This is a genomic window from Pseudomonas sp. D3-10, from assembly GCF_051132175.1.
Taxonomy (GTDB): Bacteria; Pseudomonadota; Gammaproteobacteria; order Pseudomonadales; family Pseudomonadaceae; genus Aquipseudomonas.
In genome coordinates this window covers 2,944,463-2,965,517 of record NZ_CP071668.1, presented here as the reverse complement: position 1 = coordinate 2,965,517, position 21,055 = coordinate 2,944,463, and the positions used below count along the sequence as shown (strand labels likewise).

17 protein-coding genes and 3 pseudogenes are annotated in these 21,055 nt (G+C 53.8%); 14 read left to right on the top strand and 6 right to left on the bottom strand.

Features of this window, described 5'->3' with window-relative positions; translation table 11 throughout:
- Positions 1-482: 482 nt before the first annotated feature.
- Complete coding sequence (locus J3P90_RS13400) at positions 483-938, bottom strand: helix-turn-helix domain-containing protein (RefSeq protein WP_145015859.1); 456 nt, start codon at positions 936-938, stop codon at positions 483-485.
- 223 nt (positions 939-1,161) lie between these two features.
- Between J3P90_RS13400 and J3P90_RS13395 the strand changes: the two genes are divergently transcribed.
- From J3P90_RS13395 to J3P90_RS13345, 11 genes are all read left to right on the top strand, one after another.
- Positions 1,162-1,893 carry a metallophosphoesterase gene (locus J3P90_RS13395; RefSeq protein ID WP_145015861.1) on the top strand — a complete coding sequence of 244 codons (732 nt, stop codon included), beginning with the start codon at positions 1,162-1,164 and terminating at the stop codon, positions 1,891-1,893.
- A gap of 102 nt (positions 1,894-1,995) precedes the next feature.
- Positions 1,996-2,202: a hypothetical protein gene (locus J3P90_RS13390; RefSeq protein ID WP_306108833.1), complete on the top strand. Its 207-nt coding sequence runs from the start codon at positions 1,996-1,998 to the stop codon at positions 2,200-2,202.
- Positions 2,203-2,393: 191 nt separating this feature from the next.
- On the top strand, positions 2,394-2,891 hold the full coding sequence (locus J3P90_RS13385; protein WP_304997357.1) for a hypothetical protein: 498 nt from the start codon (positions 2,394-2,396) through the stop codon (positions 2,889-2,891).
- Between the two features lie 137 nt (positions 2,892-3,028).
- Positions 3,029-3,295 (top strand): antitoxin Xre/MbcA/ParS toxin-binding domain-containing protein, encoded by a 267-nt coding sequence (locus J3P90_RS13380; RefSeq protein WP_145015867.1) that lies wholly within the window; start codon positions 3,029-3,031, stop codon positions 3,293-3,295.
- 262 nt (positions 3,296-3,557) lie between these two features.
- The gene (locus J3P90_RS13375; RefSeq protein ID WP_145015869.1) at positions 3,558-4,157 is read left to right on the top strand and encodes a TIR domain-containing protein; all 600 of its coding nucleotides are present in this window, start codon (positions 3,558-3,560) and stop codon (positions 4,155-4,157) included.
- A gap of 63 nt (positions 4,158-4,220) precedes the next feature.
- Entirely contained in the window at positions 4,221-5,837 is a 1,617-nt protein-coding gene (locus tag J3P90_RS13370) for a CBASS cGAMP-activated phospholipase (protein ID WP_145015871.1), read from the top strand.
- 81 nt (positions 5,838-5,918) lie between these two features.
- Positions 5,919-7,061: a toll/interleukin-1 receptor domain-containing protein gene (locus J3P90_RS13365; RefSeq protein WP_145015873.1), complete on the top strand. Its 1,143-nt coding sequence runs from the start codon at positions 5,919-5,921 to the stop codon at positions 7,059-7,061.
- 2 nt (positions 7,062-7,063) lie between these two features.
- Positions 7,064-7,630, top strand: a complete 567-nt coding sequence (locus tag J3P90_RS13360) for a hypothetical protein (protein ID WP_434674844.1) — start codon at positions 7,064-7,066, stop codon at positions 7,628-7,630.
- Between the two features lie 137 nt (positions 7,631-7,767).
- Positions 7,768-8,625, top strand: a complete 858-nt coding sequence (locus J3P90_RS13355) for a hypothetical protein (protein WP_434674843.1) — start codon at positions 7,768-7,770, stop codon at positions 8,623-8,625.
- Between the two features lie 125 nt (positions 8,626-8,750).
- Positions 8,751-10,991 carry a hypothetical protein gene (locus tag J3P90_RS13350; RefSeq protein ID WP_434674842.1) on the top strand — a complete coding sequence of 747 codons (2,241 nt, stop codon included), beginning with the start codon at positions 8,751-8,753 and terminating at the stop codon, positions 10,989-10,991.
- A gap of 93 nt (positions 10,992-11,084) precedes the next feature.
- Complete coding sequence (locus tag J3P90_RS13345) at positions 11,085-13,916, top strand: DEAD/DEAH box helicase (RefSeq protein ID WP_256676671.1); 2,832 nt, start codon at positions 11,085-11,087, stop codon at positions 13,914-13,916.
- A gap of 487 nt (positions 13,917-14,403) precedes the next feature.
- Here J3P90_RS13345 and J3P90_RS13340 read toward each other — a convergent pair.
- The 3 genes and pseudogenes from J3P90_RS13340 to J3P90_RS13330 all read right to left on the bottom strand — a co-directional run bounded on the left by J3P90_RS13340 (position 14,404) and on the right by J3P90_RS13330 (position 16,902).
- Positions 14,404-14,761, bottom strand: a pseudogene (locus J3P90_RS13340) (histone-like nucleoid-structuring protein, MvaT/MvaU family).
- 76 nt (positions 14,762-14,837) lie between these two features.
- Positions 14,838-15,125: a LysR family transcriptional regulator gene (locus J3P90_RS13335; RefSeq protein WP_256676673.1), complete on the bottom strand. Its 288-nt coding sequence runs from the start codon at positions 15,123-15,125 to the stop codon at positions 14,838-14,840.
- A gap of 22 nt (positions 15,126-15,147) precedes the next feature.
- The gene (locus J3P90_RS13330) at positions 15,148-16,902 is read right to left on the bottom strand and encodes a hypothetical protein (protein WP_434674841.1); all 1,755 of its coding nucleotides are present in this window, start codon (positions 16,900-16,902) and stop codon (positions 15,148-15,150) included.
- A gap of 217 nt (positions 16,903-17,119) precedes the next feature.
- Here J3P90_RS13330 and J3P90_RS13325 point away from each other — a divergent pair.
- The 3 genes and pseudogenes from J3P90_RS13325 to J3P90_RS13315 all read left to right on the top strand — a co-directional run.
- A pseudogene (locus tag J3P90_RS13325) lies at positions 17,120-17,619 on the top strand (acetolactate synthase large subunit); the annotation flags it as partial.
- A gap of 247 nt (positions 17,620-17,866) precedes the next feature.
- A complete protein-coding gene (locus tag J3P90_RS13320; protein WP_145015882.1) occupies positions 17,867-18,748 on the top strand; it encodes a toll/interleukin-1 receptor domain-containing protein in 882 nt (293 codons plus the stop codon).
- 50 nt (positions 18,749-18,798) lie between these two features.
- Positions 18,799-19,416, top strand: a complete 618-nt coding sequence (locus tag J3P90_RS13315) for a toll/interleukin-1 receptor domain-containing protein (RefSeq protein ID WP_145015884.1) — start codon at positions 18,799-18,801, stop codon at positions 19,414-19,416.
- Positions 19,417-19,577: 161 nt separating this feature from the next.
- Here the strand turns inward: J3P90_RS13315 and J3P90_RS13310 are convergent.
- Both J3P90_RS13310 and J3P90_RS13305 read right to left on the bottom strand, forming a co-directional pair.
- Positions 19,578-19,902 (bottom strand): annotated as a pseudogene (locus J3P90_RS13310) (LLM class flavin-dependent oxidoreductase); the annotation flags it as partial.
- A gap of 35 nt (positions 19,903-19,937) precedes the next feature.
- Entirely contained in the window at positions 19,938-20,888 is a 951-nt protein-coding gene (locus J3P90_RS13305) for a site-specific integrase (RefSeq protein WP_145015886.1), read from the bottom strand.
- Positions 20,889-21,055: the final 167 nt, after the last annotated feature.

The following is a 21,055-nucleotide window of genomic DNA, read 5'->3' as shown; positions in this document are numbered from 1 at the left end:
GTAGCAACCGTTCTGATGTTTTCAAGAGTTCTTTAACTTTAATCGTTGAGCAAGCTGAAACAACTATCGCATCTATGCAAGGGATCATCTTGTGTCCATCGCTGCTGTCCAATAGTAAGTCTTCGAATAGCCCTAGATGATATCCACTGAATCTCAGGATGCAGTAGGCGCCAAAACGCGGCGCTGCTTAAGGCCCGCGTCAGCGAGAAACTCCGGTTTCCCTGCATACCTGACCCTCCATTCAATCTTCCAAATGTGGTTGATGCTGTTCGCACAGATATCTAAGCGTATAGGTAACGCGATCACATTGTTCGACGCGGCCCTGCGTCTCGGTTTCTTCAATTCTCATGCTCGGTCACCCCACATCACGACCCAGCGGACGTAGAGCTATTTCAGCAACCCTAAGATGGGTTCAAGGAGCTGCTGACCTGGCGACCTTCACGTGTCCGCTCGGGTGATTCGCGCTACGGGTTTCTCAGCGATCAACCCATCTTCTTCAGATGGTTGATTACCGTATGCCTGGATATTCCCAGTCGCTTGGCAATCTCCGTCTGCCCCAGCCCTTGGTCTGCGAGCGCTTTGATTTGTGGTCGCAGCTCTTCTGACGCAGCAACCATAGGATGAGGCGCTTTGGAAGCTTGTAAAGGGATCTCGCTGGTCAACAAGCCCGAAACGGTTAGGTCTTCTCTGAGGTGTTCCAGAATCTGTTGGGGAGTTTCGCCTCGTTCTGAAGCGTAGGTCAGCAAGAGGAGCGTAAGCGGGTCTACTCCAAGGGCTTTCGCAAGATCATCGCTCACTTCAAGCGTGACCGATCGGGCGCCGGATTCGAGCCGGCTGACGTATGATTGATCGGCAGCCTGGCCCAGTTCCTGCTGCAACGAAGCTTGGCGCATCCGAAGGAATTGCAGAGCAGCAGCGAAAGATGTGCGCAGTGACATAAGCGTTCCTGTGTAAACGGAACGATATGCGGCATTTGCTTTGTATAAAACAAATGCCTATAGTCATCCACTCTCTACACTCGGCGAGCCCAGCCCCAGCGTTCGGCCCAGCCAGTCGTTTCCTCAATTTACGTCCAAATCGAAATCCAGCCCTGAAGCAAAGCAAGCCAGATTTTGACCTGGCAAGCCGTGGCCGGGCAGCAAGGCCCTGAGCATCAACATCATGCAGATACTTCTCTACTCTGACCTCCATGTCGAGTTCACACCTTTTCATCCACCAGAGATGGTGGCTGACCTCGTGGTGTTGGCTGGTGATATCAGCCTCCAAAGTCGTGGGGTTTTGTGGGCAAATGAGACCTTCAAAGCTCCAGTCGTGTACTGCGCTGGGAATCATGAGTGCTACAAAGGGCATATCGATCGAACAATCGAGAAGATGCGAGCAGCAGCGGCCCCTCACGTTCACGTGCTTGAAAACGAGTCGTGGGTCTTCGGGAATGTCAGATTCTTGGTGGGTACTGCATGGACGGATTTTTCGGCCACGGGGGATACGGTCGCCGCATCCGTGACCTGCGGCCGGGTGATGAACGACTTCAAAATGATTAGGGCCGACTCGAATTATCGGCGCTTGCGGCCGGCCGACCTCGTAGCCAAGAACCACGCCACGCGGGAGTTTCTTAGCCAGGAGCTGAGCCGGCCATTCACGGGGAAAACATTTGTCGTCACTCACCATGCCCCAATGGCTGAGGTAGCGGGCGATGAGCAGGATGGGCATGTCAGCGCTGCGTACTACAACAGGTGGCACTCCTTGGTGGAGCGGGCCGACTATTGGGCGTTCGGCCATACCCACTTATCCGTCGACACTGTCCTGGGTGGATGCCGTCTGCTGTCAAACCAGCGTGGTTATCCAGGTGAGGACTGCGGATTTGATCCGTTCAAATTAATCGAAATCAATTGAGGGATGGTGAGTAGCGTGAGTGCTTGTGAATTGGTCGGACTTCCACCGCTAGTTGTCCAGGCAGCCGGCATCGATTGGGGAGTCACGGTTGACGCGTACCTCATGAACGCGGCCCGCGTGGGTGATCGCATCACGGCAATGGTCTATTGCGATCTGTCGGGCGTCGGTAGCGATGGCATGACCGTTGTGACCCCGAAACTACGCATGGTGAAGCAGGAGGGTGGTTACACCTTAGTGCAAAGCATGACTGGCCTCGATCATTACGTGATTGTATCTGAGCTATCGGAGCGTTCTCAAATTGGTGCGTGAATTGTCATCGCCTGATTATCCGCTGGGTTTTATCAAAGCTCGGCTGAGCTTTTACCTCGAAAACCTGTGGCTTTGTTAACTGAGTAAGCCTGCCAAGACCGGTGGTATACAACGGTTGAACTAGTTATTCCCGATCGGTGAGCACAGCCCTGCTCACCATGCTCCTTCGCATCCACTACTCAAGGAAAGGTATGTCCGACCTAAAAAAGATGACCCTCACGGTCAAGAACTACAACGTCAAGGCGAGCGGTGATATCGACTCAATCTACGACAATGTACGTTGCGAAGATAGTGAGGGCAAGACGTTCCACTTTAAAGAAGTGGCGATGTTGGACTACTTAAAACGTCATGGCGCCATTGTGACTGACAGCCCGAGAACTTGGTATTACAAACATTTGAATAAAAAATCAATTGTTCTCGTGGCTTTTGAAAAGGGTAACGGAAAGGTCGAGTATGACCTAGATCATATGCGGCTGGTCGCTAGATCAAGCGTTCTGAAGGGTGTTGTGTTTGGGCTTGCGGCGATCCCCGCGGGTCTGATCATCGCGACCGCCACGTACGGAGTCGGGCTCTTGTTCATCCCTGTCTGCTTTTTCTACAGCTACAGAAGCCTGTTCAAAATCCCCAAAATGCTTCGTCGTAAGACGCTGGTAGACGACCTGGCCACTCACGGCGTTGTCGTTCGTTAGCCATCGGCGGCTACCTGGCTGGCCTGGCGCAGGTCGCCAGGTTCAGGCTTATGGCCACAGCCATCGGGATCAGCGCTACCTGAGCGGTATCGTAAAACCTCAATCGGGGATGATCAAAGGTCTATCGAGGATGGCGGATGAGAGAGCTGAAAATCATCGCGCCCTGCGCTCATTGGTCATTTTCTGGATGGAGTGGTCAGCATCGCTGCTTTAGGAACCGATACAACCAGATCGCGATGATTGCGCTGCAGGTATTCGGAAATTCGAAGATCGCGCAAGACTGGCTGGAGAGGCCTGTGCGTGGGCTAGGCTGTCGAGCCCCCTGCAGCCTGCTGTGCACGCTTTCAGGGTATGACGAGATTTATGACCTACTCATGCGTCTTGACCATGGCATCTTCACCTGAGCGTTAGCTCTGATCGGCACCTGGTCTGCCTAACCTCAAGAGATGGATCATAGCCATCCTCCGCCGCAGCCGCACTACAGCCGCTTGCATGCCTGCTGCCATCATAGTGATGTCAACTCCAGCGCTTGGTGGTAGTCTCCCTGCATTTCAAAGCCTCCGCTGCTGGACGGCCTCGCTTTTGATGGCCACAGCAGCCCCGTATGCAGCCCTTCGCTGAGGCTGGGATGCCGGGGCAGGGGGTGCTAACGAACGGGAGCAAGGGATGGCACGGAGAACGTTTTTTTCCTTCCATTATCAGGAAGACGTGTGGCGATGCTGGAATGTCAGGAATTGCCTGGTGGTCAGCAAGGATCAAGAAGCCCAGGGCTTCTTTGATGGCAGTGTATTCGAGGCCTCCAAGAGGGAAGGCGATGAAGCGCTGAAGACCTTCCTTCGCAACGGTCTCAACAACACTTCTGTAACGTGTGTACTCGCTGGCCAGTACACCGCCGGCAGGCGGTGGGTGCGGTACGAGATCGTGCGCAGTGTCCTGAAGGGCAACGGGCTGCTCATCGTTGATATCCATGGCGTGAGAAACAACGACAAGCAGCTCGGGGTGAAAGGCACAAACCCTCTGGATCAGGTGGGGCTGTATCTCGCCAACGGTAAAATTCTCTTCGCGGAAGTCAAGGGCGGAAAGTGGGTGAGGTATGAGGATTACACCCATGCCATTCCGGCCGCTGATCTCTGGTTCGATGCTCCTACCAGCAACGCGGTAGTCCCCCTTTCCAAGCACTGCATGCGTTACGACTTCGCCGCTCAGAATGGCAGGGACAACATCGCTGGCTGGATCGAAACGGCGGCTGGGCTGGCTGGTCGTTAGAAATATAGTTCTTGGCGCGGTGGCTTACAGCAATCGACATTTCAGATCACTCAGGTATTGCACATGGCAGTTACACAGCGCCTGGCCGGCGTCAGGATCCACCTGTCCGGATCAAATAAAGAATCGAAACCAGAGATCGCTGCTTTCGTACAGAAGCTCGCAGCAAAGGTCTTCAGCGAAGGAGGCTCCATTGTCCATGGAAGTCATCCCTCATTCACTGCGCCCCTGCAGAAGGCAGCAGAAGACTTCATCGAGGCAGGCGGTAGCAAAGGTGCGCTCACGCTTGTTCGAGCGAAAAGCTTCTCGACCGACCAGTACACCGCTGAAATTGAAGCGCAGAGAGCATTTGCTTCTGTTGAAATCGTACCAGCAGATAATAGCAATGGCATCGCAGCAGACGGTCTGACCCCGATGCGTGATTGGATGGCGGATCGTTCTGACGTCGTTGTCTGCGTGGGGGGCGCTTGGTGGGACGTCAACAAAGCAAAAGCGGGCGTTCCCAATGAGCTTGATGCAATGCTTGAGCTCGGTAAGCCTGGCTTTGTTGTGGCTGGCTTCGGCGGGGCAATCGCAGGCTACCTCAAAGAAGACCCTTCGTTGTTATCTCGCCTGCGCAACGGCTTGTCTGAGGATGCCAATAAGGTCATTGCCGAAAGCACGTCCGAAGACCAGGTCGTGGATCTGATTGTCGAACAGCTGAAAAACCTGCCACTGAACCGGCGAAATATTTCGCGGGGTCGCAACTTCCGTATCTTGGCCCTGGACGGAGGAGGGCTCAGAGGTACCTTCACAGCGGCAGTCTTGGCCAAGTGGGACGACATGCTGAAGGCAGGTGGCGGGAACGATCTGATCTCGCACTTCGATCTGGTGGCTGGCACATCCACGGGCGCGATCTTGGCAATAGGGCTCGCCATGGGTTTGAAGCCACGTCAAATACTAGAGTTTTATGAAAAAAAGGGCCCTCAGATTTTTCCGAAGGATCGGAAGCTTCGGCACTGGCTCAAGTCCAAGCATGACTCGGCCACCCTACGCAGTCTGCTGACGGAGGTGTACGGGGACAAAACGCTGGCTGCAGATTCCCGCTGCCGTTTAGTGATTCCGACTGTCAGGGCCAAGCAAGGTCAGGCAGAGGCGATCGTCACCCCGCATAGCCCAGATCGCACCGCTTACCGAGATATCTCAGCCGTTGACGCTGCACTGGCGTCCTCCGCTGCCCCTACCTATTTTGACGAAGTTACCTTCAATGGGCCTGTCGCGTTGGAGACGTTCCTCGATGGTGGCGTATGGGCAAATAACCCCATCCTCCCGGCGCTGGCAGAAGCAGTTCGTTACCTGAAGATCCCTCTGGACAGGATCGATGTGCTTAGCATTGGCACACTCAGCAGTGAAAGCGATTTTACCGAGCAACTCGGAAAGGGCAAGGCAGGTTGGGCACCTCACAGCGTTGATCTCTTTTTCGCCGCCCAGGAGCATGGTGCTCTGGTACTTGCGGAGAGCTTCCTGGGCCCAACACGTCACGTGCGCGTTAACCAACAGACGCCTGACGAAATCAAGATGGATGACGCCGAGGCTATCCAGGAGATGGCGCGACGCGGCAATGAGGCTGGTAAAGATCATTTTGCAGAGGTGCGCTCCAGATTCTTTGACGGCCAGCATGTTGATCCGTGGGAGCTGTTTTAAAACGGCATGGGCGCTTGGGAGATAGTCTCCCGACGCCCGTTTGGTTACTGACGTTTAATCGACCCTGATTGCGAGGCGGTCATGTCATTCATCTATCAGCTTGCTGTTTTGGGAGCGCCATCGGCCGAGCAACTCTCTGAGCTTGAAGCCGCCGTAGCCGATGCGGTTTCAATGTTTGGCTTGGGGTTGGGCCATGAAGTTGGCTGGGAAGTAGCTCCTGCTGCTTTCATTCCTCATCAGCAACGATCGGCCGCAGTCGTATTTTTCGGTGGTGTGGGCGCTGATCATCCCAGCCTGCCAAGCCTACTGCGTGGCGGCGTGCCTGTTGTCCCCGTCGTGTCCGATCTTGGTCGAGTCGCGACGGAAATCCCGGAAATCCTACGGCCATTGAATTGCTTAGCGTACCGCAATGGTGGGGCGAAGCGGGTAGCTGCCGCGCTTTTGGAGTGCGCAGGTCTGCTTCCGAAGCAACGTCGAGTCTTTGTCAGCTATCGGCGCGACGAGGCTCGGCAGGCTGCCCTGCAGATGTTCGACGCGTTGTCTGCCAGGCATTTCGATGTTTTCCTCGATACCCATAGCATCGCGCCGGCTGAAGATTTCCAGACCATGCTATGGCATCGGCTTTGCGACTCTGACGTGCTCTTAATGCTCGACACGCCGGATTACTTCAACAGTCGATGGACGGCTGCCGAATTCGGAAGGGCGCTTGCCAAGGGTATTAGCGTTCTTCGTGTAGGGTGGCCTGAAGCCCAGCGCTCTACACGTCTTGGCACCGCAAGCTTGGCTGAGCTTGATGCGAGTGAGTTGGATGCCGCTTCTGGGCGGATTAGTGATCAGGCCATTGACCGTATCTGTCTTCAGCTCGAAGAGGTACGCAGCAAAAGTCATGCGGTGCGAACCGTTAACCTCGTGAGCAATCTGCGGAACGGCATCGAGCTCATTGGGGGCGAGGTGATTGGCATGGGCACCGGCCGCGGGATCCGGGTACGTCTGCCTGATGACCGAATGGTTGTGGTTTATCCAACAGTCGGAGTGCCGACTTCGACGACTATGCACGAAGCTTCAATGAACTCACCTGACGAATCCGTGGCCATACTCTATGACCATGTAGGGTTGCATCCCCAGTGGATGACTCACCTGGATTGGCTCGGGCAGCACATCCGAGCGACACGCTGGGTTAAGGCCACTGAAGCGGCCTGGCAATTTGCAGACTGGAGTGCATAGAAATGGGTGCGATTTTCCTTTCAGCCAGTATCCCTGTAGTCGAAAGGGGGCAGTATTACGAGACCGCTGATCCATTCCTGATCCAGTGCGCCGTTCGTGAGATGGCCATTGCTACCGTTCGCAAGCACAAGATTGTCTGGGGTGGCCATCCTGCCATTACCCCGATGATTTGGAGTATCTGCGAAGACTTAGGGGTTGAATACACAGAGTCTGTTGTTTTGTATCAAAGCCGCTTTTTCGAAGGCCGCTATCCGGAAGAGAACCAGCGGTTTGATAACGTCGTTTATACCGATCCTGTCCCCGGCGATATTCAAGCTAGCTTGCAATTGATGCGGGAGGAAATGCTCTCTCGTGAGGATTTGATTGGTGCTGTATTCATTGGTGGTATGGATGGTGTTGAGGTCGAATACGAGATCTTTAAGCGGTTCAATCCTGAGGCTTTCGTTCTCCCAGTTGCTGCTCCAGGCGGTGCAGCGCTCAATCTTGCTCGCGACAAAGGTTACTTTGATGGGCCGGAGCTAGATGACATAGATTTTGCCACACTCTTCAATCGTTATTTGCCAGTTTAATCGAAACGGGGGAGAGTTGACCTACGAAAATTGCGACTGGCTCAAGGCGTGTAATCGATATGCCTATGGAAAATGGCAGTGGCCGGTATCTACGCCCATTTGTCATCTGGAATAGCTAAAATTGGTCAAGGAATATCATGTACCTCGGATTTGAACTTGAAGACTACAAGCCACTGGAGCACGTGTCGCAGAAGGAGATAGATGAATACAAAGCGCGCGCACGCAACCTCAATATCCAGGATCTGGCAGAATTCGTAGTGACTCGACTACAAGGCCATGATGTTCTCGATGCCAAGGGACTCGCGGACATACTATTTCCAGCGAAGCAGGCTCACATTTTTCTCTCTCATTCCCATAGGGATGAAGACAACGCGATAAAGTTCGCTATCGCGATGGAAAGGCGAGACGTCAAGGTCTTCATTGACTCATGCGTGTGGGGATCTGTGGACGCTGTTTTAGACGTTGTGAATGAGAAATACTCTGACTCCGAAGTCGTTGGCGATCAGAAATATTTCTCGCACAGAAAGTGTGATTTGGCGTCAGCAGCTGTGCATATGCTGCTGACGACTGAGCTTAATAGAATGATCGATGATACCGAGTGCTTCGTGTTTTTTAATACGAAGCAATCTGTTCCGATAAGGCAGCAAGGGCAGGAGAATGGCAGGATGCTAACACTGTCTCCTTGGATCTATTCGGAACTGTCTTTCAGTGCGCGGGTGCGTAGTAGAAAGCCCTCTAGAAAACGGTTGCCGAAGCCCAGTAAGTTTCGTGTTGCTGAAGATTGCATGCAGAGTGTATTTCATCTTGCGAGATCCGCTGTCTTTGGATTCGACGCAGACTCCGATCATCTTCCCACGATCACAGGTGAAGAGTTAAGGACGCACTTCCGGCATACGCGTTATCGAGGAAGTTTTTATCTTGACTCACTCTATTACCAATACGAGCTTGAGGAAGCGTTTTCCGAAAGGGCAGTTGACTCTGCATTAATAGATTAGCCTTGAGGCGAGCGTGAGGGGTAGCTGGATCCTTATGGTATTATTCGCTTAAACTGATCTGCTAAGATCGGCTAAAGTGAGCCGTGCATCCCAGTTTTCTGCTGCGATAGAGTGGGAATTGAGCAATGGATTGCGATCAACTGGTAAACGACCTCCGGGACTACATGGCTTCTGAGCAAGGTTCTCGCGAAGCTGCAATCCAGTCGCTATTCGAAGGGCTTGTTAGAGACAGTGAGCTAGTAGGGCTCGCCGCACATCTTCAATTGTCTGACGATACGGCCTTAAAGTCAGTGATCAGGGAAATCTCTGGGCGACAAGGCGTAATCAATCGGCTTCAGGAGCGCCTCCGGAAGCTGCGCGACGAGCGGCAGGTTAGCCAGGCGGTACCAATGCGACCAGGCAAGAACAAGGGCTCGCTTTTGAGAGAGCTCACCACTCTTGTCGCCGCTGCTGACCTGCAAGCTGCGGAGCGCTTGCTTCTGACTGCGCTGGAAGAGGGGCAAGACCCGGATTATTTGACCCTGTTGGGGCGGGTCTACACACTCCAGCATCGTCCCGTAGAAGGGGCTAGGGCCATACAATCAGCTGATGCAATTCGGCGTCAACAAGGTGCGTTCGTCCTTGATCGCACTATGAGCCCAGACCATCACAACCCAAGCGCAGCCGATTTGGATTTCGTCCAAGAGAATGCGCGCCAATTCGCTCCTCTGGAAGACGAGACCTTTGAGTTTCGGCATTTTCAGACTGACAGCGCTAGTGTCCGGGTGGAGCCGACCGCTAGACCGAATGATCGTGATGCGGATGGCGCCGGCAGCGGGGAACAGCCGCATCGAGCGAATTGCACGAAGGAGCCCAAACGCCGGCTTAGCTTAAACCCAGCGGGGGTTAACTCGCTTAATCGCGATGCTAGTACACAGACCCACAGCGCGAGCGTCCGGGTGGACTCGGCCATTCGACCAAATGGCCGTGAAGTAGATGGTGCCGACAACGCACAACAGCTGCATCGAGCAACTGGCACGAAGGAGCCCAAGCGACGGCTCAGCTTAAATCCAGCGCGGGTTAACTCGCCTAAAAGCGATGCCAGTACACAAACCCACGACGCGGGCATCCGGGTGGATGGCAGTAAACAAGCTCACACTCTCGGCACGCCGGATCCTTCCCCGTGGTCGACTTCATCAGTCGACAGCACCCAAAAAGCACATATAGATCTCTCTGCGGAGCCAGCCCCGGAGGTCGAGGTAGACGTCTCCGCAAAGATATTGAGCCGTTTCCTGGCCGACGAACCGGTGCCTGGTGCGTTGTCTGATTCCCGCGACGTTGATGCGTTCTACCTCGACCAGATTGAAGATGATGGCTCTATAGGTATGGGGGACATACCGTACTCGGAGGATGCCGACTTCGACCCAAACCTCGCAGCGGAATTGGCTGAGCTAGAACTGTACGGCACCACGAGAGCGCGTGAAGACAAATCCCAAAGGGACAGTGAGTACCTGAAGGACGCTGATGACGAGTTCGCTTTCTATGCATTCGATCCAGACACTGTATTCGACAATGACAAGTATCAGGTCGAGCCCGTTGGGGGCAATTCAGAGAATCGGATAACGCGTGAGGAGCGTGCGAAGCAAAAGGCCGTAGAACTTGTGTACAGGTACGATTGGCCGCATAGAACGCTTCCCCTGATTCAACAGATTTACATCATGAGCGGATGGGGCGCGACCCGGGTGGCATTGGAACGAGCGATCGATGAAGGGCTGACTCCTGAGGAGCTCGTGCTCGCTGCGCACATCAAGGTCATCTGGGCTGACAATGATTTGTATTGGATTGCATTCGACAGTACTGGCAGCACCCGCCTGTCCTACCATGCGTTGTCTTGGCGCACGGCGCTGATGATTGTCCGTTCATTTGAGTCGATACCACAGGTGGAGGAGATCGATGTGCTCTTGGAGCAGCTTTTTGAGTATTGGTACGAAAACGCCACGCTGAGGCGTGTATTCAAAGCCTTCGCGAGGTACCTGTGGTACCGGTTTGGTGATATCGACGGTGCCCTTCCCGCACGTCAGATGGGCGATTTTGACTCGCCCTATCAGCGCCCTGGAGAAGAGTACAGCGACCTTGGTATTCCGAATGATCTTGAGACAGCAAGTCTTCGGGAACTTCAGGCATATGGCGTACCGCAGATCAAAGACCCGCAAGAACCGAGCTGCTATTTCAGCGATCTCCCCGGTGGTACGGAAGAAGGTGAAGACGTCGCGTCGACTAAACAGCAAAACGATCAGCCAGCTGAACTGAATGGCGGCGAGGTTCGCTCCGATGCCCAGGTAGACACTCCTACCTCGGAGCTGGCCGGGGAAGACAATCGCGGATGACCAAGACAGCAATGGTCAGCTGCGCTACGCAAACAGACGATACAGGCTTGTCCTGCCCGACCACTCGTAAATTGGACTCACAGGGAGTACCGCATGAAGCCGCTTAAACTTACTCACGTACAGGGTTGTTGGGTTAAGCGCTTAAGCCCCGGTGGCCAAGAGGAGATTGGTGTCGTCAAGATGGCAATCCCTGAGACTGGAAAGACTCAAGTTCACTGGATTCGAGCGGGTAGTGCGAGCATCGTTGATTCTGATGCCCTGAAATCGGGATTTGTGAATGGCCAAGACGTTCTGGACGCGATGCCCGGGACAGGTGTTCGCTCGCTAGGCCTAGGCGCGATCATGCAGCTCAGAGACTTAGCTGGGAGCGAGCAGGCGCTCGTGGATTTCCCTGAAAAGGGAGAGCGACACTGGTTGCCGTACCAATACCTACGTCAGGTTAAGGGCGTCAGGCATCGGTTTGTGACCGCTCAGATGGGGGGCGAGCCTGACGCTGAGCGTGTGCGACTGCGGTTGCTCGCTCACGCCATCAAAGTATGGAATGAGAATACGGGATCCCTGTCTCACCTGGAAATTGACCCGCTGCCGCATCAAATCAACTTGGTGCATCACATCCTCGCGTCGAACAATCTGAGTTGGTTGATCGCCGATGATGTTGGTCTGGGCAAAACGATTGAAACGGGCATGTTGCTCCACGCGCTGATCCAGCGAAAGCGTGTGAAGCGCATTCTCCTGATCACGCCCGCGGGGTTAACCAAACAATGGCAAGATGAGCTGTACTACAAATTCAAGCTCGAAGACTTTGAAATCTATCATGAGGATTTCTTCGTCAACGAGCCGCGCCAGTGGAAGATGCACGACTGCGTAATTGGGTCGTTGGATCGCCTCAAGCAGCCTGATCACCTCGAAAGTCTGCTCCAAGCAGAGCCTTGGGATTTGGTCATCTTCGATGAAGGTCACCGTCTCAGTCGTCGCCAGTACGGCCTGAAGTACGAAAGTTCTGAGCGCTACGATCTCGCCAAAGCGCTTCGGAGTCGCACAGAGCACATGCTGCTTCTCAGTGCGACTCCTCACCAGGGTATGCAGGACAAGTTCGTAGCGTTGCTTGAGTTGCTGCGTCCGGAACGGCGAGAAGAGCTTCAAATGCTCAGACTCAAGCCCGAAATTCTGCGTGACATGGTTTACCGCAATCACAAGGCAGACGTTACCGATGCTGAGGGACGCTTCATTTTTGAAGGAAAAATTACCTCTGCGCTGCAGGTATCCAGCAGCCAGGAATCGATTGACTTCGACCATACCCTGCAGCACTACCTGCGCAAAGGGTATGCCGCAGGCGAGGCTTTAGGTCAGACGGGGAACGCTATTGGCTTTGTGATGACGGTGTACCGCAAACTCGCCGTGTCTAGTGCAGCTGCGATCCACCAGGCTCTTCGGAATCGACTTCAGCGATTGCTGGACAACTTTGGTGAAGACAGAATATCCAGTGCACCGGCTGATCAGCGCTATATAGGTGAGTGGGAAGAGCAGGTCAGTGGTGAGGCAGAAGAGTTCTTCGCAGGGGAGATTCAGCTCCTCAAGCAGCTCATCGATGACGCTGCGCTGCTCATGGCGAATGATTTGAAACTCACGGAGTTTCTCGACAAGGTCATCGGGGCAATCAATGCGAAGAACCTTGAAGAGAAGGTGTTGATCTTCACCGAGTATCGAACCACACAGCGCTATCTCAGGGATGCACTGGCGGCCCGGTTTGGTGGGGACAAAGTCGCGCTCATCAATGGCTCCATGCAGCACGTGGAGCGTCGAGAAGCGATCGCTCAATTTGAGACGCAGGGTCGGTTCCTTATTTCCACCGAGGCGGGTGGTGAGGGTATCAACCTACAGAGACAGTGCCACATGATGGTGAACTATGACCTGCCCTGGAACCCCATGCGCCTTGTCCAGCGGATTGGTAGGTTGTATCGCTACGGGCAGAAGATGAAGGTCGTTGTGTTCAACATCCAGCAGTCCGATAGCCTTGATCAGGAGATCGTTGACCTGATGTACCAGCGGATCGATAGCGTTGTTGATGACTTGGCCGAGGTTCAGCATCATGAATTCAACGAAGGTCTGAAGGACGAAATACTCGGCGAATTGGTGGATCTAATCGATGTGGATGACATCCTTCAGCAAGCAACGAAGCTAGGTATCGAGCGTACCAGCGAACGCATTGACGCTGCCCTGGAGGAGGCCAAGCGGGCTGCTGAGAAGCAGAGGGAAATCTTCGCCCACGCCGCGACAAATGACATCAACGAATTGGGGGATCAAGTGGCAATTACCATCGATCATCTCCAAAGCTTCGTCACAGGCATGTTCGGCCAGCTCGGTGTTGAAATTTCTGTTCCTAGCAACGAGCCGCGGCTCTTGCGAATTCGCTTGCCAGACCTGGTCATGCAAGAGCTGGGACGCAGCAGAAAAACTTCGTCGCGTATGGATGTCACCGTTGACAGGGAGCTCGCTGCTCGTCGCCCAGAGATCCAGATGTTGGATTTGACCTCGCAATTGATGCAGTACCTGCTTGCCAAAGCATGTTTGTATGACTTTGACGGCCTGGCAGGATCTGTTTGCTCACCAAGCCTAGGGAGGGAAGATGGCGCATTGCTAGGAGCGATGCTTCGCTGGCAAGGCCCGCAGGGAAATCGTGTGCGCCAGGAGTTTGTAACTATTTTGGCCGGGCAGGGGGAAATCAAGGTCAACTCTCCAGAGGCCAGTAATTGGCTGATGACGCCCGCGCGTTTCAGTGCACAAACGACATCAGCACCCTTATCGAAAGCTCTTTTTAATGCAGCCGATGAGGTGGCCAACAAACGGCTGGCTGAGCTAAGCAATCAGTTCCTGATACCTGAAAACCTCGATTGGGCAGGAGCGGCCTGGACGTTTCCCCGCTGAATGCAGGAGCCCATGTCCCGCGCAATCCTACGAACTGGGTGCCGGCGGTTTCAAGGTGCCGGCACGCCAATTCCAGTCGCTACTCGCTCACATGAAACCTCGGCCGATTGACCTGGGAAGTGCAGTCTGTTAACACCTTGGCCAGCAAGAGTTTGAGGGCAAAAGAAAGCCCGCTGCTAGGCGGGCAAGGTCTATCACACGTAGGGATGACTTTAGGTTCACTCGCGCACCGTGAAAATTAAGTGGAAGAGAAGTCCCTGGAATGTGATGGTCGCATCGCTAAGGCGGTTCGTTACTGAACCATTCGTGCAGGTGAAATGGGTGGCCTTGCAGAGCAAGGCAGCAGGTCTGTTAAGAAAGCAGATTTTGGATAGAGCCAAGCAGGGCGCTGAGGGCAGAGGTTGACGCTGGGCGTAGCATCAGTTTGAAGGGGAGCAGACCATGCTGCCCTCCGAGCTGCAGCCAGAGAAGCTCGCAGTGATAGAAATCAGGACACCCAGGACTCAACGGTCTCTGCGCCGTAATCCGATTTCCATTCCTTCAGTGTCTTGTGGTTCCCGCCCTTGGTTTCTACCCGCTCGCCGGTGTGGTTTTTTTTGCAGACTTTGAGCTGGCGAGGCTTACGTGTAGCTTTCTCCACAACTGGGGCAGAGCGGCGTGAAGCAGGCGGATCCAGCAGGTCAATCACATTGCGCAGGCCGTAGCCGTACTCGCCGAGCAAATTGCGGAGTTTGGTCTCAAACTCAATCTCTTTTGAGGCCGTCGTCATTCTTAATGCTTTCCAGCTCGGCGAGCTGCTGGGCCAATTGTTGTTCGAGGTTTCTAAATTCTGCGAGAGGGGACATGTCTCACCTCAACAAGAAAAAAGCAGTGTACATAAGGATGACCTAGATTTCCTTCGACTCTGAAGAACAGGGGGGCTCAGCGCTTACACTGATAGCTAATCTCATCACCAATCGACTCTTGTCGGTACTTATCGACCAGTGCCTCAGTCAGTTGAACCTGCTCAAGAATTGATTTCGCATGAGGTAGGAAGGCACGGCCGGCAGGCGTTAGCCTTTGACTGCGGGTGGTACGCTCCAGCAGACAATTGCCCAGATGCGCCTCAAGCTCGCGCACGAGCTTAGCTACCGCCTGAGGGGTACAGCCGAGCGGCGCGGCTGCGGCAATGAAGGATTCGAGTTCGACCGTTTTAACGAACGTCAGCATGCTGGTTAGACGATCTATTTTCCTAACCTTGAGCAGTTTCTGTATCTGGCGAGCTCGCTTGGTCACCGCTAGGTGGAGCATCGACAGATTGAGGCCTTAAGATTTTTCGCCAATCCAATGTTTCGTCACCCGTGAATAACTTCTCGATGGTAAGCAGGCCTGCATGACCAGGAAAGTTGCTGACTGCAGAGCTAAGTAGTGCGCGGCTTTGCTCGACGTTAGCCAATTTTCGATAGCGCTCGGCGAGAGTGAGACTGATGGCTGCCTCGAAAAGTCTTGGCACTCGCAGACCACTTGGCTTCGATCTTTTTTTGAAGAAGTCGTCGTGGGCTTGGTGGTGAACCTGAAGATCCCAATGTTCGGCAGGGTCGATAGCGTAAGAGAGCAGCACAAGCGCTTCACCTGACGGCGTTTCCAAGTACTTCTGCATCGTCTGGTGTACCGCCTCGTAGTAGGGAGTGCGGCATTCTTCGGGAACGTTAATGTTGAATAGAATATGCAGGGCTGCCATCGCTGGGAGATCGTTCTTCGAGGCTTGCGGTATGAGGCGTTCGATCTCCAGCAGCACTGGACGTAGGTCGGTAAGCTGGGCTCCTTCACTACGTGTTTCGATGGCGGCTAACTGCACAATGAATCCCTCAAGGCGTTTACGCGACTCACTGGCAGATCCTAAAGGATTTGCAACCCAGTACTCTGGTGCCAGCGGCATCACAACTACACCAGCTCGCTCCAGGCGGTAGTCATAGATTTCCCGATCAAGCTTGGTGCTTTGATTAATGAAGGATCTGATGACATGGCGGGTCAGACGGGCTAGACCTTGGAAGGTCAGAGTGGGCTGCCGGTCAACATAACTGACCTCTGCATGGCCATGAGGGAGTGTGAGTTCGTCGGGCAGTTCAAGCACCTGGTGGACGTACTTTGATCGCAAAAAGTAAGCCTGCCGCAAAGCCTCCACAAGGTCGCATTGAGCAATAGCATAACCTACCAATGCGTCACCCGTTCTGTAATAGCTTTCGTCAACATGGCTCAAGACGAACTCTCGATACCGGCGGCCGAGAGCAAGATGTTCCGTCGTCAATATTGCAGCCCTGACCTCCAGTCCCACCTCCGATTCAACGCATTCAAGCGCTTCGTCAATGGGGACGCGTTTGCGCACGTCCACGTCCTCCCATGTCGAGCTGTAGCCATCAAAATCCTGTGCGAGGGATTCTATGGCTGAGACCATCAAGGTGTAAGCAAGGCCTAGATCGTCTCGGATCCGATGGATGCCGGCCACATAGGTCTTGATTGCTCTCATCGCGCCTAGGTAGACCCGGCGTTCAACGCCCACCAGCTGTTCACAAAAGTCGACCAGCTCCTGCGCGTCTAAGTCCGTGATATAGAGCTCAGGGTCAAAGCAGCGTCGAATGAACTGTGAAGGTGGATGATATGAGCTAAGCCCAGGCTCTCCATTAGTCAGTTGAGCAGTGAGCTCTGGATCGGGCGTGACGATCGCATTGAGCGCGAACGAGGCCACGGCTGAAAAGTCTTGTATGTAGGGCTGGACGTTGTGGGAAACCAGTATTCCCGAAGCTTCACCGGCCTGCTCCATATTCTCCAGCAGCTCATACACCAAGGCTTGGCTTCCCTTCCTACCGTCGGTGCTGCGCAGCGTCCCAGCTTTAGTGACGATGTCGTCACGCCAAGGAAGCTTCAAATTTGTGTAGAGCACACCGCGTAGCTGGTTGGTTCTTCCAATGCCCATCGAAAACAGCTTACCGGTGTTGATCTGCAGCATCGAAAGCTCCTAGCAATCCTATGAGGGGCAGTCAGCCCCGGCTCACGCTGATCATACCCTGGCCTCGCGTGTTGGGCTTTGTTTCGATCTGAATACCAGTCCTGTCCGGTTACGCGCATTTATTCGAGCGGTGCGCTTTGGAAGAATGCAATACATGCATCCGTACCTCTGGCCTCCTACGTATTAACGCGGGTGAGCGGGCGGACAGGACTTCCAGAGCAACCGCAAGATGACTGCCAAGGTATTGAGGCAACTGATCGACAAGACTGACATCCCGTGCGTGACCACTCAGATGGGTAAGTCGTAGTGGACGAGCTTCACACTCGCTTCTTGGGTAATGCCGCACTGTCTGCAGGCGACTTCGTTCACCGCGCGGTGGAGGCCGGGGATTTAATCGTCAACATCGGCCACGACGTGATCGAGAAGCCACCGTTCTCCATGATGCGCGGCGGTACTGAGGTCGTTCATGTCAGCTTTCGCTCTGCCGAAGTCGATGCCGTGTACTTTCCCCAGATTGAGGTGGTGGGCGACATCGCCAACGCGGTATGGCAAATCAGCGAAGCGCTGGACGATACATCCCCTTGGGACTTCACCCGCTTGATTACCATTCGTGAGGCCAACGAAGCCCAGATTGTCGAAGGTGCGGACGATGATTGCTACCCTGTCTACCCACAGCGGCTGGTAGCCCACATCCGAAAGGTAGTCATCTCGCTAGGCCAGTAACTCCGCTTGATCAAAAAAGGAAGCGGCCTCGGGGTTGCTTCCTTTTTTGCGTTGAGATCACAAGCTCTGCTCTTCGATCGATTCGGAGGCTGGCCAAGTGCTACTTCTTGGTTGAATTTGAGTATAATCCCCACCTCTATCGCTGGCTCGTCCAACTGCCACTGAGCCAGACGCATAGCGGTAGCCCTCCGTGATGCAGCGCCGCCGCTTGGCGCTATGAAATTCGATTAAGGATGATTCGATGTACGTAGGTTTTGAGTTAAATAGTTATGAACGTCTGACCGAGCCGTATCAATTTGAAATTGAGAATTTTCGCCGGCAAGCGAAGGGGCGTTACGATGGACTATCCGAATACCTGATTGGTGTATTTAAAAATAAGGACGTCATTGATGCTCAGGCAATAGCTGAGCACATTTTTCCTGATCAGGATGCTGATGTATTCTTGTCTCATTCTCATGGTGATGAGGATAAGGCGATAGAGTTGGCAGTGTCACTGCAAAACAAGGGTTTAAAGGTATTTGTTGACTCTTGCGTCTGGAGGCATTTTCACGAACTACTTGATGACCTCAATCAACACTATGCCGAACCTGTGGTTGATGGAAAGCGAACGGTTTATAGTTATCGTAAGGCAACAGACATGGCGGCGGGGGTGCATATGATGCTGAACGGTGCTCTTCATAAAATGATCGCTCGATCTGAGCTCTTTATTTTTTTGGACACCGAACAGTCAATCCCCCTTGAGGACTATGAGAGCTATGATAGAACGTTTTCTCCGTGGATTTACTCTGAACTGGAATTTAGCTCCCGCGTGAGATATACCACGCCAGAGCGACGCTTCACTCTTTCAGCTGAGTCAGTCAACGGCCTTGAGCATCTCATAAAATCAAGCGCGTCGGCAAAAAAGGATGTTCTGCTCGCATATAAAGCGTTCAATCGCCATCTACCTAAAGTCACAGGAGCTGAACTCCAAAATTGGTATGATCAGCGTGACGTCCAAGTTGAAGAATTGACACGTGCCGAGACGACACTGAATGCCCTGTACGATACGTTAGCCTTGGAAGAGAGGTTTAATGACTTAAAATACAGGATGAAAGAGGAAGAGCAAGCTAGCCGTGAACAGTAAATCTTGCCATAGGCTGGGTGAACGCCGCTCGAGTCACTACGGAGATCGAAATGTCGTATTTCACACAAGCAGAAGCACGGAAGGTCGGACAGCAGGCTCTACGTGGCGGCCGTAGTGCCATTGATGCAATTAAGAATGCCCAGAAGAACTACAAGGTAACGGAACGATTCGACATCTTCCTCTCCCACGCTATGGTGGATGCGGAGCTTGTCCTTGGGATCAAAATTCTGCTGGAGGAGGAAGGCAAGAAGGTCTATGTTGACTGGATTGATGACCAGGCTCTGGATCGCAATCGCGTTACGGCCGACACCGCCGAAGTCCTGCGCCACCGCATGCGGCAGTGTGAAAGCCTTCTCTACCTCGCCACTGAGAACGCTCCTAAATCCAAGTGGATGCCATGGGAACTCGGATACTTCGATGGTTACAAGAATGGCAGTGTATCTGTTCTACCAGTAATTGACGAATCGGACTCCCCCTTTGAAGGCCAGGAGTACCTGGGACTTTATCCAGTTGTCACAAAAGAGATGGTCATACAGAGCAACACGAGGCCTGCCTTAGGTCGCGGAATTCGCCGTCCTTACGGCTCACCTTTAGACGTTGGATTTCCGTTTTCACCTGAATTGCCAGACTTGCCTAACTTTCCCTTTGGAGGGCCCAAGATTTTCTGAGGGAGCTGGTGGGCAGTCGAGCTCGCTAGAGGCTGCAATCAGCAGCCTCTAGCTGGCAACCAGGTAAACAGCGGAAGCACAAACTCGCCGAGCTCCTCCATGGTTTCTTTCACAGGCCGGCTCGACACCCGCATGTTTAAGGCGACATGCGAAAAGCCATCGCGCAGAGGGAGCACGATACCTGCGGTACTGATCGCAATGTATCGCGTCGCCGCGGCAAGCCAGCCGGCATAGACACAGGATCATAGATCTGGCCCACATCGCCGAAAGCAGGATCCCGGAAGGGCACATCTCTGAGCCAAAGCGCCGCAAACCGAGCTCATCAGCCAGTGTGGCCAGCGCAGTGAGGTTTCGCATCGTCGGGGTGTCGCTGCGCGGGTAGCCTTCAAGGGGGGTAAGCAAGCCCAAGGTCAGCTCACCTGGCTTGAATACCTTGTCGAATACGCTAGCTGCCGGCGTAGCCGCGAAATTTGAATAGTCGAGCATGGGCTTACGTCTTGAATGTGTTCAGCGCAACCCGCTTACGTTTTTTCAAGGGTATCGATCGTTTGGGATTGTGCTGCCAAGCTGCCGAACGAGTTACTGGCGTCCACATACCTCAACGCAGATTTCATATCCCGCCATCCTACATAGCTCATCAGGCCTTTGATGTCCCAGCCGTTCGCCGATGCCCAGGTTGCAAAACCCCTGCGCATCGAGTGGCTGCTGTAGGTCGAGGCAGGGATGCCCGCAGCTTCCAGAATTCGTCGCAGTAGAGGAATCATGCTACTGGCCCTGAAGCCTGTATCAGAAAGGTTTCCCCAGCGATCAAGCTTGCGGAACACAGGCCCATCCGCAATGCCTGCAACGGTGATCCAGTTGATATAAGCCTCAACTGGGCAGAGCTGCTTCAGCGCCGGCGTATGGAAGGTGCTGCCATGATGTTCGCGATCGGTCTTGGAATAGGGCAAGTAGAACGTGATCCCCACGCCGGCTTCTGCCTGGGTCGTCTCGACTCGCAGCCTTGCCAGCTCATCGCTACGAAAGCCCCGCCAAAAGCCAATAAGCAGTAATGCGGTATCGCGACGGTGCCGCATCAGGCTGCGGTAATCACCTGCCTCAACTGCCAGGCCGGCTTGCTTATCCAGCCAGTTAACCGCTTTCTGCAGATGGCGCAGTTGCAGGGGAGCGGCCTGCTTCTGCTGCGCAGGATGAACGACGCGAATACCTTTGAGCATCTGCCGAACCTGAGGCGACTTGGTCGGGTCGGGGAAGCCTTGTGTGATGTGCCATTGAGCCAGGGCGGCAAGTCGCTGCCTCAACGTGCTGAGCGCGAGCGTCTCCGCATACTCCGCCAGATAACGAACGATCCCCTCGGATGTTGCCGGCAGAAAGCCGCTCCACGTTGATTCGTAGTGCTCTACCGCTGCTCTATAGCTTTTGCGGGTGTTATCCCGCGTACCCGCCGTCAGGTATCGCTGAGCCTTGTCCATCTGTCATACCTGCCATTCGCACCCCGCCTAGGCACGATTCTGAGCTATTTCATCCCATAAGAACACATAACTATCCATTATTTACTCTTGAATTTTAGATTTATGTTGATCATGAGATGAGCTAAGATGTCATGTATGAACGTGTTATGTAACACGTTACGAAATCG

Excerpts from the sequence above, each read along its gene's own strand:
- J3P90_RS13355 (WP_434674843.1), top strand. The coding sequence starts at position 7,768 with ATGTACCTCGGATTTGAACTTGAAGACTACAAGCCACTGGAGCACGTG.
- J3P90_RS13370 (WP_145015871.1), top strand. The coding sequence starts at position 4,221 with ATGGCAGTTACACAGCGCCTGGCCGGCGTCAGGATCCACCTGTCCGGA.
- J3P90_RS13380 (WP_145015867.1), top strand. The coding sequence starts at position 3,029 with ATGAGAGAGCTGAAAATCATCGCGCCCTGCGCTCATTGGTCATTTTCT.
- J3P90_RS13330 (WP_434674841.1), bottom strand. The coding sequence starts at position 16,902 with ATGCTGCAGATCAACACCGGTAAGCTGTTTTCGATGGGCATTGGAAGA.
- J3P90_RS13360 (WP_434674844.1), top strand. The coding sequence starts at position 7,064 with ATGGGTGCGATTTTCCTTTCAGCCAGTATCCCTGTAGTCGAAAGGGGG.
- J3P90_RS13350 (WP_434674842.1), top strand. The coding sequence starts at position 8,751 with ATGGATTGCGATCAACTGGTAAACGACCTCCGGGACTACATGGCTTCT.
- J3P90_RS13320 (WP_145015882.1), top strand. The coding sequence starts at position 17,867 with ATGTACGTAGGTTTTGAGTTAAATAGTTATGAACGTCTGACCGAGCCG.
- J3P90_RS13315 (WP_145015884.1), top strand. The coding sequence starts at position 18,799 with ATGTCGTATTTCACACAAGCAGAAGCACGGAAGGTCGGACAGCAGGCT.
- J3P90_RS13365 (WP_145015873.1), top strand. The coding sequence starts at position 5,919 with ATGTCATTCATCTATCAGCTTGCTGTTTTGGGAGCGCCATCGGCCGAG.
- J3P90_RS13400 (WP_145015859.1), bottom strand. The coding sequence starts at position 938 with ATGTCACTGCGCACATCTTTCGCTGCTGCTCTGCAATTCCTTCGGATG.
- J3P90_RS13390 (WP_306108833.1), top strand. The coding sequence starts at position 1,996 with ATGAACGCGGCCCGCGTGGGTGATCGCATCACGGCAATGGTCTATTGC.
- J3P90_RS13375 (WP_145015869.1), top strand. The coding sequence starts at position 3,558 with ATGGCACGGAGAACGTTTTTTTCCTTCCATTATCAGGAAGACGTGTGG.
- J3P90_RS13385 (WP_304997357.1), top strand. The coding sequence starts at position 2,394 with ATGTCCGACCTAAAAAAGATGACCCTCACGGTCAAGAACTACAACGTC.
- J3P90_RS13395 (WP_145015861.1), top strand. The coding sequence starts at position 1,162 with ATGCAGATACTTCTCTACTCTGACCTCCATGTCGAGTTCACACCTTTT.
- J3P90_RS13335 (WP_256676673.1), bottom strand. The coding sequence starts at position 15,125 with ATGCTGACGTTCGTTAAAACGGTCGAACTCGAATCCTTCATTGCCGCA.
- J3P90_RS13345 (WP_256676671.1), top strand. The coding sequence starts at position 11,085 with ATGAAGCCGCTTAAACTTACTCACGTACAGGGTTGTTGGGTTAAGCGC.
- J3P90_RS13305 (WP_145015886.1), bottom strand. The coding sequence starts at position 20,888 with ATGGACAAGGCTCAGCGATACCTGACGGCGGGTACGCGGGATAACACC.